Source organism: Geodermatophilus sp. CPCC 205761 (assembly GCF_051383655.1).
Classification (GTDB): Bacteria; Actinomycetota; Actinomycetes; order Mycobacteriales; family Geodermatophilaceae; genus Geodermatophilus.
In genome coordinates this window covers 1-16656 of sequence record NZ_JALPKQ010000076.1, presented here as the reverse complement: position 1 = coordinate 16656, position 16656 = coordinate 1, and the positions used below count along the sequence as shown (strand labels likewise).

Here is a 16656-nt window from a genome sequence, read left to right as displayed (position 1 = left end):
CTTCCCGCCGCAGCTGGTCCGCGCCGCCAACACCCTGCTCAAGAAGAAGGTGCTGTTCGGCTCGGACTACCCCCTGATCTCCCCGGAGCGCTGGATCCGCGATTTCGAGGCCCTGGAGGTCCGCGACGAGGTGCGCCCGCTGGTGATGAAGGAGAACGCGATCACGGCGCTGCACCTCGACGGCACGGCCACCCGCGATGCGTAACGCGGGTCTGGGCTCCTGGCCGGAGCGGCGGCTGCGCATCTCCCCCGACCGCGACGCGATCTGGTTCGAGGGGACGACGACGTCGCACGCCGGGTTCGCCGACCGGGTGCGGCGGACGGCGGGAGCGCTGGCCGGCCTCGGGATCGGGGCCGGCGACCGGGTGGCGTGGACCGGCGGCAACCACCCCTCGGCGCTGGAGACGCTCTACGCCTGCGGTCAGCTCGGCGCGATCTGGGTGCCGGTCAATGCCCGGCTCACGCCACCGGAGGCGCAGTACGTGCTGGAGCACTCCGGCGCCTCGGTGCTGGTGCACGGCCGCGAGCACGGGGAGCTGGCCGACGCGCTGCGTGACCGGCTGCCCGGCATCCGGGCGTGGGTGGCGGCCGAGTCACCCGTGGCGGGGGGCGCGGACTCGCTGCCCTACGAGGAGCTGCTCGTGACGGCCGTCCCCGAGGCGCGCGACGAGCCGGTCGCCCTCGACGACCCCTGCCTGGTCATGTACACCTCGGGAACCACCGGCCGGCCCAAGGGCGCGGTGCTCACCCACGGCAACATGACCTGGAACGCGACCAACCAGCTGCTCGGGATGGACTTCGCCGCCGACGAGCGGACCCTCGCCCTGGCGCCGCTGTTCCACATCGGCGGCCTCAACGGCACGGTCAACCCCACCCTGCTGCGCGGCGGATGCGCGGTGGTCGTCCGGCGATTCGACCCGGCCGAGACGCTCCGGGTCATCGAGGAGCAGCGGGTCACCTCGTTCTTCGCCGTCCCGACGATGCTCGACGCGATGAGCCGCGAGCCGCACTTCGGCACCCGGGACCTGTCGGCGCTGCGCACCATCGGCGCCGCCGGCGCCGCGGTCCCGCTCCCCACGCTGCGCACCTGGCTGGAGCGCGGGGTGACCATGCAGCAGTGCTACGGCATGACCGAGGCCTCGCCCGGCTGCACGGTGCTCGACCCGGCCGATGCCGAGCGCAAGGTCGGGTCCGCCGGCAAGGCGCTGTTCTTCACCGACCTGCGGGTCGTGCGCCCCGACGGCAGCGACGCCGGCGTCGACGAGGTCGGCGAGATCGTCGTCTCCGGCCCCAACGTCATGGCCGGCTACTGGGAGGACCCCGAGCAGACCGCCGCGGCGCTCGTCGACGGCTGGTACCACACCGGCGACGCCGGCTCGGTCGACGCCGAGGGCTACCTGTACATCCGCGACCGATACAAGGACATGATCATCTCGGGCGGGGAGAACGTGTACCCGGCCGAGGTCGAGTCCGCGCTGCTCGAGCTGCCCGGCGTCGTCGAGGTCGCCGTCATCGGCGTCCCCGACGAGCGGTGGGGCGAGGTCGGGTTGGCGATCGTCGTCCCCGCGCCGGGTGCCCCGGAGGACCCGGAGGCGATCCGGACCGCGCTGCGCGAGCGGCTGGCCGGCTTCAAGGTGCCCAGGCACGTGGAGTTCGTCGACGAGCTGCCGAAGACCGCGACCGGCAAGATCCGCAAGCCGGACCTGCGGTCGCGGTTCGGTCCGGTCCAGCCGGGCTGACGCGCGCGCTCCCTCAGGGCCGGCGGTAGGCGGCGTCCGGGACGTCGGTGACGAACATGTGGCCCGGCGCGTGGGTGATCGCGAACGGCGGGCGGGAGGCCATGAGCGCCGCCTGCGGGGTGACCCCGCAGGCCCAGAACACCGGGACGTCGCCGGCCGCGGCCTCCACGGGGTCGCCGAAGTCGGGCCGGCCGAGGTCGTCGATCCCGAGTGCCCCGGGTGGACCGACGTGCACCGGCGCCCCGTGCACCTGCGGCATGCGGGCGGTCACCTGTACCGCGGTGGTCACCAGCTCGCCCGGGACCGGCCGCATGGTGACCACGAGCGGACCGGACAGCCGCCCGGCCGGCCGGCACTCCCGGTTGGTGCGGAACATCGACACGTTGCGGCCCTGCTCGATGTTGCGCACCGGCACCCCGGCGTCCATGAGCGCGGTCTCGAAGCTGAAGCTGCAGCCGATGAGGAAGGCGACCAGGTCCTCGGCCCACAGGTCGGCGACCTCGGCCGGCTCGTCGACGAGCTCGCCGTCCCGCCAGACCCGGTAGCGGGGCAGGTCGGTGCGCAGGTCGGCGCCGGGGGCCAGCACCGTGCGGGGCGACCCGGCGTCGGTGACGTCGAGCAGCGGCACCGGCTGCGGGTTGCGCTGGGCGAACAGCAGGAAGTCGTAGGCCCAGTCCTGCGGCAGGACCACCAGGTTGGCCTGCGTGAACCCCGGTGCCAGCCCCGACGTCGGGACGGCGGCCCCGCCCCGGCAGGCGGCCCGGACGTCGGCCGGGCCGGCCGGGGCCCCTCCCCGATGTGCCATGGCCCCATGCTCCCCCCACCTCGCGTTGCCGGGCCCCCGGAGCGGCCCTAGCGTCCGGGACAGCCGTCCGTCGTGGAGATCCCCCGTGTCGCAGAGCTCCGAGAACGCCCCCGGCCGCACCACACCGCCCATGGACCTCAACTCCGACCTCGGCGAGGGCTTCGGCCAGTGGGTGCTCGGGGACGACGAGGCGCTGCTGGGCGTGGTGACCAGCGCGAACGTCGCCTGTGGCTTCCACGCCGGCGACCCGACGATCATGCGCCGGGTCTGCGAGCAGGCCGTGGCGTCCGGGGTGGCGATCGGCGCGCAGGTCTCCTACCGCGACCTGGCCGGCTTCGGCCGCCGGTTCGTCGACGTGCCCCCCGACGAGCTGACCGCCGACGTCCTGTACCAGCTGGGCGCGCTGGAGGCGTTCGCCCGCATCGCCGGCTCACGGGTCCGCTACGTCAAGCCGCACGGAGCCCTCTACAACGCGATCGTCGGCCACGAGGAGCAGGCGGCCGCGGTCGTCCGGGCCGTCGTCGAGTACGACCCCGGACTGCCGGTGCTCGGCCTGCCGGGGTCGGCGTGGCTGCGGCTGGCCGCCGAGGCCGGGCTGACCGTCGTGCGGGAGGCCTTCGCCGACCGCGCCTACACCCCCGAGGGGACGCTGGTCTCCCGCCGGCTGCCCGGCGCCGTGCTGCACGACCCCGACCAGATCGCCGCCCGGTGCGTGGCGATGGCCCGCGGGGAGCCGATCGCCGACGTCGAGGGCAACCCGCTGGTCGTCCGGCCGCAGTCGATCTGCGTGCACGGCGACACGCAGGGCGCGGTGCTCATCGCGCGGCGGGTGCGGGCCGCGCTCACCGGGGCCGGCGTCGAGCCGGCGCCGTTCGCGCCCTGATGCGCGTCCTGCCCAGCGGCTCCACCGCGCTGCTGCTCGAGCTGGACGGCCTCGACGAGGTCCTCGGCCTGTACGCCGCGCTCACCGGGGAGCCGATCGAGGGCGTGGTGGACGTCGTCCCCGCGGCCCGCACCGTCCTGCTGGTCACCGACCCGGCGGCCACGTCGCTGCCGGCGGTCGAGCAGGCGGTGCGGCGGGTGCGGCCGCGGCCGGACCGGGCGGGCGGCGGCGAGCTGGTCGAGCTGCCGGTCGTCTACGACGGCGCCGACCTCGGGGACGTCGCGGCGCACCTGGGCGTCGAGCCCGCGGAGGTGGTGCGCCGGCACACCGGGACCGGGTGGACGGTGGCCTTCTGCGGCTTCGCCCCCGGCTTCGGCTACTGCACGCCCGACGGGGAGCCGTGGCACGTGCCGCGGCGGGAGACGCCCCGCACGCGGGTGCCGGCCGGCGCCGTCGCGCTCGCCGGGGAGTTCGCCGGCGTCTACCCGCGCGAGTCCCCCGGCGGCTGGCAACTGATCGGCCGCACCGACGTCGCGGTGTTCGACCTGTCGCGGGAGCCGGCGGCCCTGCTGCGCCCGGGGGTGCGGGTGCGCTTCGTGGAGCAGCGGTGAGCCGCTGCCTCACCGTGCTGGCGACCGGCCCGCTCACCACCGTCCAGGACGCCGGCCGGCCCGGGCAGGGCGCGCTCGGCATCGGCCCGTCGGGCGCCTGCGACCGGGCCTCCGCCGCGCTGGCCAACCGGCTGGTCGGCAACCCCCCGGACGCCGCGGTGCTGGAGGTGACCCTCGGCGGGCTGGCGGTGCGGGCCGGCGCGGACCTGCTGGTCGTCACGACCGGCGCCCGCTGCCCGGGCGCCGCGGCGCACAACGCGCCGGTGCGGCTCGCGGCCGGCGCCGAGCTGCGGCTGGGCCAGCCCGTGGCGGGGCTGCGCACGTACCTCGGCGTGCGCGGCGGGATCGCCGTCGAGCCGGTGCTGGGCAGCCGCGCCACCGACCTGCTCTCCGGTCTCGGCCCACCGGTCGTCGCGCCCGGCGACGAGCTGCCGGTCGGCGACCCGGCCGGCGAGCTGCCCGGCGTCGACCTGGCCCCCGTCCCCGACCCGCCGGGCGGCGAGGTCACGGTGCGGGTGCTGCCCGGCCCGCGCGCCGACTGGTTCGCCGAGGGTGCGGCGGAGGCGCTCACCGGCACCGGCTGGACGGTCACGGGCGAGAGCAACCGGATCGGGCTGCGCCTGGACGGCGTCCCCCTCGAGCGGGCCCGCTCCGGCGAGCTGGCCAGCGAGGGGATGGTGCGTGGCGCGCTGCAGGTGCCGCCGTCCGGCCTGCCGGTGCTGTTCCTCGCCGACGCCCCGGTCACCGGCGGCTACCCCGTCATCGGCTACGTCGCCGACGGAGACGTCGACCGCTGCGGCCAGCTGCGGCCCGGGCAGACCCTCCGCTTCCGGGGGGCCGTGCCCACGGACTGAGTCCCGTCGCCCGTGCCACACTGCGGCGCGTGGGGCGGGTCAGGACCGGCGAGTCGGTGCTGTCGCGCGCCATCCGCATCTTCGACGCCTTCTCCCCCGACGAGAAGGTGCTGCAGGTGTCGGAGATCGCCCGGCGCACCGACCTGCACGTCGCGACGGCCTCCCGGCTGATCGCCGAGCTGGTCGCCCACGGGCTGCTCGAGCGCGGCCCCGACCGCGAGGTCCGGGTCGGGGTGCGGATGTGGGAGCTGGCCTCCCGCGCGTCGCTCACCCTGTCGCTGCGGGACGCCGCGATGCCCTACCTGGAGGACCTGCACGCCGTCGTCGGCCACCACGCGCAGCTCGGCGTCCGCGACGGTGACGACGTGCTGTTCCTCGAGCGGCTGTCGGCCCGCGACGCGGTCGTCAACTACTCCCGGATCGCCGGCCGGCTGCCGCTGCACATCTCCTCCTCCGGCCTGGTGCTGCTCGCCTACGGGCCGCCGGAGCTGCAGGAGCGGATCCTGTCGCGGCCGCTGGCGCAGCACACCGCGCAGACGATCACCACCCCCGAGCGGCTCCGGGCCGCGCTGGCCGAGGTCCGCCGGCTGGGCTACGTCCTCACCCCGGGCCACGTGCACGACGACGCCGCCGGCGTCGCCGTGCCGGTCCGCAACGGGCTGCAGGAGGTCGTCGCCGCCCTCTCGGTGATCGTGCCCAACGACGGCCGGGCCGCGGCCCAGGTGCCGGCCCTGATGGCCGCCGCCCGCGGGGTGACCCGCTCGCTGTCGTCCCCGCCGCTGGGCGTCCCGCCCCGCTGATCCCGCCCGCTCCCCGAGGGAGACCGATCATGTCCGCAGCTGTGCCCCGTCCCCGTCGGCTGACCGGCCTCGCGCTGGGCTGCGCGGCCATCCTGGTGCTGGCCGCGTGCGGCTCCGACGACGACACCGGCGGCGGAGGCGGGGGCGGGGGCGGCGGCGAGTCGGGCCCGGCGGCGCTGACGCTGGGCTACTTCCCGCTCGTGCACACGGCGACCGCGGTGAACGCCGAGGAGACCGGCCTGTTCGACGACGCCGGGCTGGACGTGACGCTCGAGCAGACCTCCGGCGGCGCCCAGGCGATCCCCTCGCTGATCGCCGGCGAGTACGACATCACCTACGGCAACTACACCTCGGCCCTGCTGGCGGCGCAGCAGGGGCTGCCGGTGCGGATCGTGGCCGGCAACGACGTCGGCGCCGACGACCACGCGATCATGGTGGCACCGGACGCGCCCTACCAGTCGGCCGCCGACCTCGCCGGCGCCCGGATCGCGGTCAACAACCTGCAGAACATCGGCACGGTCGCGATCAACGCCGTCCTCGAGGACGCCGGCGTCGACATCTCCACGATCCAGTACGTCGAGCTGCCGCTCCCGGACATGGCCGCCTCGCTGGCCGCGGGCGACGTGGACGCCATCTGGCAGGTCGAGCCCTTCCAGGCCTCGGCCCTCGCCAGTGGCGCGCGGGTGCTCTTCCCGCTGTTCAGCGGCCCGGTCGAGGGCATGCCGGTGGCCGGCTGGCTGACCACCGAGCAGTACGCGCAGGAGAACCCCGGCGTGATCGAGGCCTTCCGCGAGGCCATGGCCGCGTCGATGGAGGAGCTCACCGACAACCGTGAGCGCCTGGTGGAGCTGGTGCCCACCTACACCCAGGTGCCGGCCGAGACCGTCGAGCAGGTGGTGCTCCCGCAGTGGGACGTCGAGGCCGATCCCGAGCAGCTCCAGGAGATGAGCGACCGGATGCTCGACTACGGGATCATCAGCGAGGAGTTCGACGTCGAGACCATGCTCGTCGACTGATGGTCGGAGGGGGCCCGGTCCGGGCCCCCTCCCGCCTCAGACCTGGGACTGCCCGATGACGGCGGGCGCGTGCGGGTCGACCGCGCCCGGCGTCTCCTCCTTCGGGCGGTGGATCTGCTCGAAGACCCGGGCCCGCAGCTCGGCGAAGCGGGGCGAGGACCGGGTGTGCAGCTGGTTGCGCTCGTCGGGCAGGTCGATGGCGACGTCGTCGCGGATGACCGTCGGCGAGCTGGACAGCACGATCACCCGCTGGCCCAGGTACACCGATTCGTCGATGTCGTGGGTGACGAACAGGGTGGTGACCTGGAAGCGGTGCCACAGGTCGCGGACGAGGTCCTCGAGGTCGGCGCGGGTCTGCGCGTCGACGGCGGCGAACGGCTCGTCCATGAGCAGCACCTGCGGCTCGTAGGCGATCGCCCGGGCGATCGCGACGCGCTGCTGCATGCCGCCGGACAGCTGCCACGGGTAGGCGCTGTGCACGTCGGCCAGGCCGACCGCGGCGACCGACTCGTCGACCAGCTCCTTGCGCCGGGCGGAGGGCACCTTCTTCTGCTTGAGCGGCAGCTCGACGTTCTGCCGGACGCTCATCCACGGGAACAGGCTGCGCCCGTACTCCTGGAAGACGATGGCCATGCCCGGCGGCGGGCCGTCGACCCGCTTGCCGTTCAGGAGGACCTCGCCGGCCGTGGGGTCGAGCAGCCCGGACATGATCTTCAGCAGCGTCGTCTTGCCGGAGCCGGACGGTCCCACGAGGCAGGCGAACTCGCCCTCCTGCAGCGTGAAGGTCAGGTTGCGCACGGCCTCGACGGTGCGCGACTTGCCCTCGTACACCTTCTTGACGCCGTTCACCTCGAGCATCGTGTTGCGCCTTCCGATCGGGGGGTCAGGGTCGGGGTCTGCACGGGCGTCATCCCGCGCGCTGAGCGCGGCGCAGGCCGTGGTACCAGGCCAGCCAGCGGGTCTCGACGAGGCGGAACAGCAGGGACAGCAGGAAGCCGAGCAGGCCGAGCATGATCATGCCCGCCCACATCTCCGGGATGGCGAAGCTGCGCTGGGCCTGGACGATCGCGAAGCCCAGGCCGTCGCTGGCGGCGAACAGCTCGCTGATCACCATCAGGATGATCGCGACCGACAGGCCCTGCCGCAGGCCGGCGGCCATCTGCGGGCTGGCCGCCGGCAGGATCAGGTAGCGGAGCCGGGCCGCACCGGAGATCCGGTAGGTGCGGGCGGTGTCGGACAGCACGCTGTCGACGGCGCGCACGCCCTCGGCGGTGTTGAGCAGGATCGGCCACATGCACCCGAAGGCGATCACCACGATCTTCATCGTGTTCTCGATGCCGAAGATCAGCATGAGGATCGGCACGATGACCGGCGGCGGGATGGCGCGGAAGAACTCGAGAACCGGCTCGACCAGGTCGCGCAGCCGCTTGTAGGTGCCGATCAGCACGCCGAGGGTGATGCCGACGACGGCAGCGATGGCATAGCCGGCGGCCAGCCGCAGGAGACTGGGCAGCACGTCCTCGGCCAGCCGGGGCCCGAACCACTCCTCCACGAGGCTGTCGAGGATCAGCGACAGCGGCGGGAAGTAGAAGTTGGTGCTGTTCGCCGAGGTCACCCACCACAGCACGAACAGCACGAGGGGCAGGCCGAGAGCGAAGCCGAGACGCCGGAGGGTTGCCATCAGAGCGCCACCTCTGCTCGCTGGGACGGGTGCCAGCTGAGGGTCCGTCGTTCGATCCACCGGAAGACCAGGTTCACGATCACGCCGAGGATGCCGGAGACGACCACGAGGGCGTAGGTCGCCTCGATCGCGCCGCTGCTCTGCGCGACGGCCAGCCGATTGCCGATGCCGGGGTTGCCGATGACCAGCTCCGAGGTGACCGCGAGGATGAGCGCGACCGCGGCCGACAGCCGCAGGCCGGTCATGATGTAGGGCAGCGCGGTCGGCCAGGTGACGTACCGGATGCGGGCCGCGAAGTCGAAGCGGTAGGCGCGGGCGGTGTCCTGCGCGACCGGGTCGACGTCCTGGACGCCGTAGAGCACCTGGATGAGGACCGGCCAGAACGAGGCGTAGATGACCAGCAGCAGCTTGCTCTCGATCGAGGTGCCGAAGAGCAGTACCGCCAGCGGGATCAGCGCCACCGACGGGATCGGCCGGAGGAACTCGATGGTGGAGGCGGTCAGCTCGCGCAGGAAGTGCGAGCTGCCGATGACGATGCCCAGCACCACACCGGCGACCGCGGCGATCAGCAGGCCCAGCGCCCAGCCCTGGATGGTGTCCATCAGCGCCGCCCAGAAGTCCGGCTGGCCCAGCTGGTCGACCAGCGCCACCGCGATCTCCGAGGACGTCGGGAAGAACTGGCTCGGCAGGATCTCCAGCCGCGGCAGGATCTCGAACAGCAGCACGAGGCCCAGCAGGCCGATCGTGCCCAGCACCAACGGCGAGCTGCCGACGGCGCGGCGTCGCGGGGGCTTGGGCGCGACGCCGGCTTCGGCGTTGTCGGCAGCGGGCTCGTAGACGGTGACCGGACCGGAGTCGCTCACGACCACACCTCCGGGCCGTCGTCCCCGCCGCGGACGGCGGACGGCAACGGCGCGGCAGCGAGGGCCGCTCGAGTTCGGCGCATGGGCGCTCCCCGGGGAGTTGGATCCGGATGGCAGGCGTTCGCTGCGCGAACCGCTGTTCTGCAGGAGAACGGAAACAGGTGATGCCTGCCACCGTCAAGCGTCGTCTCCGGTCCGTGACCGCGGTGTGATCGCCGGTGAGGACCAGTTGCCGTACAACCGTTCACCCTGCGCACAATGGCACGCGGGACGCCGAGCCGCGCCCCGAGGGCTGCAGGAGGAAGCGCGTGGAGATCGCCGAGGAACCGGCCGACCTGCCGGCGCGCGACAGCACCTTCGTGCAGTCGCTCGACCGCGGCCTGGCCGTCATCCGGGCCTTCGACGCCGAGCACCCGCGGCTGGGGCTCTCCGAGGTGGCCCGGGCGACCGGGCTGACCCGCGCCGCCGCGCGCCGCTTCCTCCTCACCCTGGTGCAGCTGGGCTACGTGCGCATGGACGGCCGGGAGTTCTCCCTGCGCCCGCGGGTCCTGGAGCTCGGCTACTCCTACCTGTCGGGGCTGACCCTGCCCGAGGTCGCCGAGCCGCACCTGGAGACGCTGGTCTCGCAGGTGAACGAGTCCTCGTCGATGTCGGTCCTCGACGGCGACGACATCGTCTACGTCGCGCGTGTCCCCACCAAGCGGATCATGACGGTGCTGCTCGCGGTGGGCACCCGCCTGCCGGCGCACGCCACGTCGATGGGCCGCGTGCTGCTCGCCGGGCTGGGCTCCGCCGACCTCGCCGACTACCTGCGGCGCGCACCGTTCACCCGCCACACCGACCGGACGGTCACCGACCCGGTCGAGCTGCGCGCCGCCGTCGAGCTGGCCCGCCGGCAGGGCTACGCCCTGGTCGACCAGGAGCTGGAGGAGGGCCTGCGCTCGGCGGCCGCGCCGATCCGCAACGCCGACGGCGAGGTGCTCGCCGCGCTCAACATCTCCGTCCACGCCAGCCGGACGTCGATGGCGCAGCTGGAGGGCGAGCTGGTGCCGGCGCTGCTGGAGACCTCGCGGAACATCGAGCACGACCTGTTGCGCACCCGGCGTACCGGGTCGTGAGCTCGCCCGCACCCGAACGACGTCGACCGTGGTGGGTCCTGATCGCCCCCGCGGTGGCCCTCGTCCTCGTCGCCCTCTGCCTGCGGGCCCCGTTCGCCGCGGTCGGCCCCGTGCTCGGCGACCTGAGCGACGAGCTCACCGTCTCCACGACCGCGCTGGCCGTGCTCACCGCGCTCCCGCTGGTCTGCTTCGGTCTGGTCTCCCCCGCCGCGCCGGCGCTCGCGGCGCGGATCGGCCTCCACCGCGCGGTCCTCGCCGGGACGGTGCTGCTCGCGGTGGGCGTCGCGCTCCGCCTGGCCGGCACCTGGGGGATGTTCGCGGGCACCGTCCTGCTCACCAGCGGGATCGCCGTGGCCAACGTGCTGGTGCCCGCCGCCGTGCGGGCGGAGTACGGGCGGCGCAGCGCGCCGGTCCTGGGCGCGACGACGGCGTCGATGGCGCTGTCTGCGAGCCTCGGGGCCGGGCTGGCCCAGCCGCTGGCCGCTGCCGCCGGCTCGGCCGTCGCCGGGCTGGCCGTGTGGCTGGTCCCGGTCCTGCTCGCCGTCGTCTGCATCGGCCTGCTCGCCGGACGGCGCCCCGTGGAGCGCGTCCCGGCGTCGGCCCGGCTGCCGGTGGCCGCCGTCCTGCGCGACCGGGTGGCGCTGGCGGTGACCGCCTTCTTCGGCCTCCAGTCGCTGTCCTTCTACGCCATGCTCACCTGGCTGCCCAACATCCTCGAGGACGACGCCGGGATGTCGGCGGCCGCCGCCGGAGGGCTGCTGGCCCTGGCCGCCGCGCTCGGTTCCCCGTGCGCGCTGTTCGTCCCGCCCCTGGCCGCGCGCCGGGCCGGCCAGGCAGGCTGGGTGCTCGGCGCCGGTTCGCTGCAGCTGTCGGGCGTCGCCGGGCTGCTGGTCGCCCCGGGTGCCGCGCCGGTGCTCTGGTCCCTGCTCTACGGTCTGGGGACGGGCGTCGCCTTCCCGCTGGCCATGACCCTCGTCCTGGTGCGCACCCGGGACGTGGGCCAGACCGGCCGGCTCTCCGCGGCCGCGCAGAGCGTGGGGTACCTGCTCGCCGCGACGGGGCCGCTGGCCGTCGGCCTGCTGCACGACGCCACCGGCGGGTGGCGGACCAGCCTGGTGCTGCTGCTGGTGCTGGTGGCGCTGCAGGTGTGCGCCGGGCTGGCCGCGGCCCGGCCGCGCCTGGTCACCGAGACCCGGGCGGAGGGCTCGCAGCCCTCCCCCGCCCGATCCTGAACGCCCGAGGACGACGAGGAGAGCAGATGGACAAGGTGGTGGGGTCCGCCGCAGCGGCGGTGGCCGACGTGGAGGACGGCGCGGTGCTGGCCGTGGGCGGGTTCGGGTTGTGCGGCATCCCGTACGCCCTGATCGACGCGCTCCTGGAGCAGGGCACGACCGACCTGACGACGATCTCGAACAACTGCGGGGTCGATGACGCGGCCCTCGGCGTGCTGCTGTACGCCGGGCGGATCCGCAAGACGATCTCCTCGTTCGTGGGCGGCAGCAAGGAGGTCGCCCGCCGGTACCTGTCCGGTCAGCTGGAGGTGGAGCTGACCCCGCAGGGCACGCTGGCCGAGCGGCTTCGGGCCGGCGGCAGCGGGATCCCGGCCTTCTACACCCCGACCGGCGTGGGCACGATGGTCGCCGACGGCGGCATCCCGGTCCGCTACGACGCCGAGGGCAACGTCGTCGAGGTCAGCCGGCCCAAGGAGGTGCGCGAGTTCGACGGCCACCAGTACGTGCTCGAGACCGCGCTGACCGCCGACTTCGGGCTGGTCCGCGCCGCGATCGGCGACCGGCACGGCAACCTCGTGTTCCACGAGTCGGCGGCCAACTTCAACCCGCTGGCCGGCATGGCCGGGCGGATCACCATCGCCGAGGTCGAGGAGCTCGTCGAGCCCGGCGAGATCCGTCCCGAGCTCGTGCACCTGCCCGGTGTGTTCGTCGACCGCGTGGTGCTGGCCCGGCCGGACGACAAGAAGATCGAGAAGCTCACCACCCGCCCGCGGCAGTCGCCGGCCACGCCCGCCGCCGCCGGCGACGAGTCGACCCCCGGAGGGAACTGAGATGACCCTGACCCGTGACGAGCTCGCCGCCCGGGTGGCGCTGGAGCTCGAGGACGGCCAGTACGTCAACCTCGGCATCGGCATGCCGACGCTGGTCCCCAACTTCATCCCCGACGGCGTGCACGTCGTGCTGCACTCGGAGAACGGCATCCTCGGCGTCGGTCCCTACCCGTTCGAGGGCGAGGAGGACCCGGACCTGATCAACGCCGGCAAGGAGACGGTGACGATCCTGCCCGGGGCCAGCTTCTTCGACTCCGCGCTGTCCTTCGGGATGATCCGCGGCAAGCACCTCGACGTCGCCGTGCTCGGCGCCATGCAGGTCAACCCCCGGGGCGACCTGGCCAACTGGCTGATCCCCGGCAAGATGGTCAACGGCATGGGCGGCGCGATGGACCTCGTCCACGGCGCCCGCAAGGTGATCATCATGATGGAGCACACGGCCCGCGACGGGTCGCCCAAGCTCGTACAGGAGTGCACCCTGCCGCTGACCGGCAAGGCCTGCGTCGACCGGGTCATCACCGACCTGGCGGTCGTCGACGTCACCCCCGACGGCTTCGTGCTCGTCGAGACCGCGCCCGGCGTCTCCGCCGACGAGGTCGCCGCCGCGACCGGCGCCCCGCTCACGATCGGCGACGCCGTCCGGGAGATGCAGCTGCCCGCCACGGTCTGACCCGGAGCGCCACGGGCGAGGACCCTGCGTCGGTTTCCGCGGAAACCGACGCAGGGTCCTCGCGCGTCCGGGGGCGGGCACCGGTGCCCGCCCCCGGACGCCGCGGACGCGGCCGTGGGTGTCGCTGTGCTCACACCGGGTTCCGGGCACGCCACGAGACCCCCAGGGGACGCCCGCTGCCGCCCCCCTGCATGGGGGCTCCGGGTCCACCGGGACCTACCTACCGTCGACCGCCATCGGGGACGCACTGCCATCCGCCTCCGGCGCCGAGCCGTCCGGGGGCCTTCCAGAACAACGCCAACCCGCAGCGGAGATCCCTCATGCGCAAGACCATCGTCGCCGCCGGCTCGTTCGCCCTCCTCCTGGGCTGCGCGACCGCGGCATCCGCCACCGTCGAGACGCCCGACAGCGAGCCCCTCGACCACGTCGTCGTCGCCACCGGGCTCGACAACCCCCGCCAGCTCGCCTGGGCCGGCCGGAACCTCCTGGTCGCCGAGGGCGGCGAGGGCGGCGAGGACTGCTCGCCGTCCCTGCCGGCAGCGGCGTCAGCGGCGCAGCCCGCGACCGACGCCCCGGCCGACGACACCGCACCGGCCGCCGTCCCGCTCGACGACGACGACGACGACGGCACCGCGGACCAGGGCAGCGGCGACGCCCCCGCCACGGCCACGGCCGACGACACCGCGCCGACCGCCGTCCCGCTCGACGACGACGACACCGCCGACCAGGGCAGCGGCGCCCCGGCCACGGCCACGGCCACGGCCACGGCCACGGCCGACGACACCGCGACGGGCGCCGACGACGCGGCGACCGCTGCCACCACCGCGGAGGAGGTCTGCGCCGGCGACACCGGCGCCATCGCGGCCGTCAACCGGCCCTCCCGCACCGAGGACGCCGAGGCCGAGCGCATCGTCGACGACCTGTACTCCGTGGAGTCCGCGGAGGGCACGGTCGGCTCCGACGGCGTCGCGGTCGGCCTCCCCGGCCTCCTGGTCATCGCGCAGGGCGAGGGGACCCCGGACGCGCTGGCGGAGCCGGGCGCCGAGACCGACGACAACGGCGCCGCCACCCAGGAGCACCTGCTGCTCAGCATCGACGGCGAGGTCCTGCCCTGGGTGGACCTCGGCGCGGAGGAGGAGCGCCTGAACCCCGACGGCAAGACGGCCCTGGACAGCAACCCCAACGCCGTGATCGTCGTCGACCCGACGCCCGAGGGCGATCCCGGCGAGGACGAGTACCTGCTCGTCGCCGACGCGGGCGCCAACGCCGTGTGGAAGGTGACGCCGGACTTCGACGACGTCGACGAGGACGGCCTCCCCGACTACGAGGTCGAGGTCTTCGCCGCCTACGAGTCCGACGACGACGAGGCCACCCCCGAGTTCGTCCCCAGCGCCCTCGACCAGGACGCCGACGGCAACATCTACGTCGGCGGGGTCGGCTCGCTCCGTCCCGGCGTCGCCGAGGTCGTCCGCTACGACGCCGACGGCGACGAGACCGGCCGCTGGGGCGGCTTCACCGGCATCAACGGCCTGGCCGTCGAGCCCGACGGCGAGCACGTCTACGTCTCGCAGATCCTCGGCAGCGAGGGCCCGCCGACCGGGACCGGCAGCGTCGTCCGGTTCACCACCGACGAGCCCGAGGACGCCACCTACGCGATCGTCGACGTCCCGTTCCCGTCCGGCCTGGAGCTGGGCCGCGGCGGCACGGTCTACGTCTCGGCGTACAGCACCCTCCCCGCCGACGCCGACGACCCCGCCACGGAGGACGTCGTCGAGGGCGGCCAGCTGTGGCGGTTCTCCTTCCCCGAGGACGCCGAGGAGACCGCGCTCCCGGTGACCGAGCCCACCGAGGCGGCGCCCGCCGAGTCGGCCCCGGCCGCACCCGCGGACGCCGGGACCGGCACGACGACACCTGACGCCGGGGTCGCGGCCACCGACGACGACGGGACCGCCGACCAGGGCAGCGGGGACGCGGCGATCGCCACGGTCCCCGGCGACAGCGCTGTCGCGGGGGACGACGGGACCGCCGACCAGGGCAGCGGGGACGCCACGCCCTGACCGCCGCCCCTCCGACCGACCGACCGTGCGGTGCCGCGACCCCTCCCGCGGCACCGCACGGTCGCGTCGGGGTCAGGCCCCGCGCAGCTCGTCGAGGATCGGCCCGGCCACCTTGAACGCGTGGTTGGCCGACGGCACGCCGGCGTACACGGCGGCGTGCTGGATGACCTCCGCGATCTCCTCGTCGGACAGGCCGTTGTTCTTCGCCGCCCGCACGTGGAGGGCGAACTCGTCCCAGTGCCGCAGCGCGATCGTGATCGACAGCGTCATCAGGCTGCGGTCCCGCCGCGCCAGCCCCGGCCGCTGCCAGATGTCGCCCCACGCCACCCGGGTGATGAAGTCCTGGAAGTCGGCGGTGAACGGGGTGGTGCCGGCGACGGCGCGGTCCACCCACGCGTCGCCGAGCACCTGCCGGCGCGTGGCCATGCCGGCCTCGCGGCGTTCGTCGTCGGTGCCGGGCAGCTCGCTCACCGCCGGCCTCCCGCCTCGTCGAGGTGGCCGAGCAGCGCGCCGGTGACCTCCTGCGGCTGCTCGACGTTGGCCAGGTGCGCCCCGGGGCTGACCGACACCAACCGGGCGTCCGGGACCGCGTCCACGATGGCCTGCTGGTGCTCCGGCGGGGTGGCCGGGTCCTCGACGCCGGAGACGACCAGGGTCGGGGCGCCGATCGTCGGCAGGTCGGCGCGCAGGTCCATCTCGGCGATCGCCTCGCAGCAGCCGGCGTACCCCTCGGCCGGCGTCCCGGCGATCATCGCCTCCATCCGCGCGGTCAGCTCGGGCTCGCGCTCCCGGAAGCCGGGCGTGAACCACCGCTGCACCACGACCGGGGCGAGCACGCCGGTGCCCTCGGTGCGGGCGGTGCGCGCCCGGTCGGTCCACATCTCGCGGGGGCCGAGCAGCGCGGACGTGCACAGCAGCGCGATCCGCCCCACGCGCTCCGGCTCGCGCGCCGCCATCCGCATCGCGGTCATCCCGCCCAGGGACAGCCCCACCACGTGCGCCCGCTGCACACCGAGCCGGTCCAGCAGCGCCACGACGTCGTCGACCAGGTCGTCGAGGCTGTACGGGCCCTCGGGCACGGGCGAGCTGCCGTGCCCCCGGGTGTCGTAGGTGACGACGCGGAAGCGCTCGGCCAGCGCGGGCACCTGGGGGTCCCACATGGCGCGCGTGGCGCCGAGGGAGTTGGAGAGGACGACGACCGGCGCGTCGCGCGGCCCCTCCTCGGTGTACGAGACCTCGACGGCGGTCATTGCTCCCCTTCGGTGAGTGCGGCGTGCTCGGCCAGGGCGGCGTCCACCTGGGCGCCGGCCTCGCCCACGTCCGGCGCGGCGGCGGCCAGCACGGCGGCTGGGTCGACATCGGTGCGGGCGGCGACCAGCTCGGCGAGCGGCCGGCCGGTGTCCCGCGCCGCGCGGACCGCGGCGGCGGCGGCGTCGTGGGCCGGACCCTTGCCCAGGGCCGGGGCGAGCGCGTCGGCGAGCGCGCCGGCCAGCGGGC

Annotated in this window: 18 protein-coding genes and 1 pseudogene; 12 read left to right on the top strand and 7 right to left on the bottom strand. The window is 74.6% G+C overall.

Annotated elements, in window-relative coordinates; genetic code table 11:
- Both MY526_RS25920 and MY526_RS25915 read left to right on the top strand, forming a co-directional pair.
- A partial coding sequence (locus MY526_RS25920) for an amidohydrolase family protein (RefSeq protein ID WP_436705386.1) occupies positions 1-205 on the top strand: 205 nt, incomplete at its 5' end.
- Complete coding sequence (locus tag MY526_RS25915) at positions 198-1739, top strand: acyl-CoA synthetase (protein WP_436705385.1); 1542 nt, start codon at positions 198-200, stop codon at positions 1737-1739. The genes MY526_RS25920 and MY526_RS25915, both read left to right, overlap by 8 nt.
- Positions 1740-1752: 13 nt before the next feature.
- Here MY526_RS25915 and MY526_RS25910 read toward each other — a convergent pair whose 3' ends face one another.
- Complete coding sequence (locus MY526_RS25910) at positions 1753-2544, bottom strand: putative hydro-lyase (protein ID WP_436705384.1); 792 nt, start codon at positions 2542-2544, stop codon at positions 1753-1755.
- Between the two features lie 85 nt (positions 2545-2629).
- Between MY526_RS25910 and MY526_RS25905 the strand changes: the two genes are divergently transcribed.
- Genes MY526_RS25905 through MY526_RS25885 form a run of 5 tightly spaced genes read left to right on the top strand, consistent with a single transcriptional unit; the run spans position 2630 to position 6708 of the window.
- Positions 2630-3427 (top strand): LamB/YcsF family protein, encoded by a 798-nt coding sequence (locus MY526_RS25905; RefSeq protein WP_436705383.1) that lies wholly within the window; start codon positions 2630-2632, stop codon positions 3425-3427.
- A complete protein-coding gene (locus MY526_RS25900) occupies positions 3427-4038 on the top strand; it encodes a 5-oxoprolinase subunit B family protein (RefSeq protein WP_436694872.1) in 612 nt (203 codons plus the stop codon). The genes MY526_RS25905 and MY526_RS25900 overlap by 1 nt, the downstream gene beginning before the upstream one ends.
- Positions 4035-4892 carry a biotin-dependent carboxyltransferase family protein gene (locus MY526_RS25895; protein ID WP_436705382.1) on the top strand — a complete coding sequence of 286 codons (858 nt, stop codon included), beginning with the start codon at positions 4035-4037 and terminating at the stop codon, positions 4890-4892. Before MY526_RS25900 ends, MY526_RS25895 begins: the two co-directional genes overlap by 4 nt.
- Positions 4893-4921: 29 nt before the next feature.
- Positions 4922-5692 carry an IclR family transcriptional regulator gene (locus MY526_RS25890; protein WP_436705381.1) on the top strand — a complete coding sequence of 257 codons (771 nt, stop codon included), beginning with the start codon at positions 4922-4924 and terminating at the stop codon, positions 5690-5692.
- 29 nt (positions 5693-5721) lie between these two features.
- Positions 5722-6708, top strand: a complete 987-nt coding sequence (locus MY526_RS25885) for an ABC transporter substrate-binding protein (protein ID WP_436705380.1) — start codon at positions 5722-5724, stop codon at positions 6706-6708.
- A 36-nt stretch (positions 6709-6744) separates the two neighbouring features.
- Here MY526_RS25885 and MY526_RS25880 read toward each other — a convergent pair whose 3' ends face one another.
- Genes MY526_RS25880 through MY526_RS25870 form a run of 3 tightly spaced genes read right to left on the bottom strand, consistent with a single transcriptional unit; the run spans position 6745 to position 9252 of the window.
- Positions 6745-7566 carry an ABC transporter ATP-binding protein gene (locus MY526_RS25880; RefSeq protein ID WP_436694876.1) on the bottom strand — a complete coding sequence of 274 codons (822 nt, stop codon included), beginning with the start codon at positions 7564-7566 and terminating at the stop codon, positions 6745-6747.
- 49 nt (positions 7567-7615) lie between these two features.
- Positions 7616-8389: an ABC transporter permease gene (locus tag MY526_RS25875; protein ID WP_436694877.1), complete on the bottom strand. Its 774-nt coding sequence runs from the start codon at positions 8387-8389 to the stop codon at positions 7616-7618.
- The gene (locus MY526_RS25870; RefSeq protein ID WP_436694878.1) at positions 8389-9252 is read right to left on the bottom strand and encodes an ABC transporter permease; all 864 of its coding nucleotides are present in this window, start codon (positions 9250-9252) and stop codon (positions 8389-8391) included. The genes MY526_RS25875 and MY526_RS25870 overlap by 1 nt, the downstream gene beginning before the upstream one ends.
- Before the next feature lie 308 nt (positions 9253-9560).
- Here MY526_RS25870 and MY526_RS25865 point away from each other — a divergent pair, with 308 nt between their 5' ends.
- From MY526_RS25865 to MY526_RS25845, 5 genes are all read left to right on the top strand, one after another.
- Complete coding sequence (locus tag MY526_RS25865; RefSeq protein ID WP_436694879.1) at positions 9561-10370, top strand: IclR family transcriptional regulator domain-containing protein; 810 nt, start codon at positions 9561-9563, stop codon at positions 10368-10370.
- Positions 10367-11602 carry an MFS transporter gene (locus tag MY526_RS25860; RefSeq protein ID WP_436705379.1) on the top strand — a complete coding sequence of 412 codons (1236 nt, stop codon included), beginning with the start codon at positions 10367-10369 and terminating at the stop codon, positions 11600-11602. Before MY526_RS25865 ends, MY526_RS25860 begins: the two co-directional genes overlap by 4 nt.
- Before the next feature lie 26 nt (positions 11603-11628).
- Positions 11629-12432: a CoA transferase subunit A gene (locus MY526_RS25855; RefSeq protein WP_436694881.1), complete on the top strand. Its 804-nt coding sequence runs from the start codon at positions 11629-11631 to the stop codon at positions 12430-12432.
- A gap of 1 nt (position 12433) precedes the next feature.
- Entirely contained in the window at positions 12434-13102 is a 669-nt protein-coding gene (locus MY526_RS25850) for a CoA transferase subunit B (protein ID WP_436694882.1), read from the top strand.
- Between the two features lie 320 nt (positions 13103-13422).
- Positions 13423-15159, top strand: a complete 1737-nt coding sequence (locus MY526_RS25845; protein ID WP_436705378.1) for a ScyD/ScyE family protein — start codon at positions 13423-13425, stop codon at positions 15157-15159.
- A 72-nt stretch (positions 15160-15231) separates the two neighbouring features.
- Here the strand turns inward: MY526_RS25845 and pcaC are convergent, their stop codons facing one another.
- The 3 genes and pseudogenes from pcaC to MY526_RS25830 form a co-directional block, all read right to left on the bottom strand.
- Positions 15232-15630: a 4-carboxymuconolactone decarboxylase gene (pcaC, locus tag MY526_RS25840; protein ID WP_436694884.1), complete on the bottom strand. Its 399-nt coding sequence runs from the start codon at positions 15628-15630 to the stop codon at positions 15232-15234.
- The gene (gene pcaD / locus MY526_RS25835) at positions 15627-16409 is read right to left on the bottom strand and encodes a 3-oxoadipate enol-lactonase (protein ID WP_436694885.1); all 783 of its coding nucleotides are present in this window, start codon (positions 16407-16409) and stop codon (positions 15627-15629) included. Before pcaD ends, pcaC begins: the two co-directional genes overlap by 4 nt.
- Positions 16406-16656 (bottom strand): annotated as a pseudogene (locus MY526_RS25830) (3-carboxy-cis,cis-muconate cycloisomerase); the annotation flags it as partial. The gene pcaD and the pseudogene MY526_RS25830, both read right to left, overlap by 4 nt.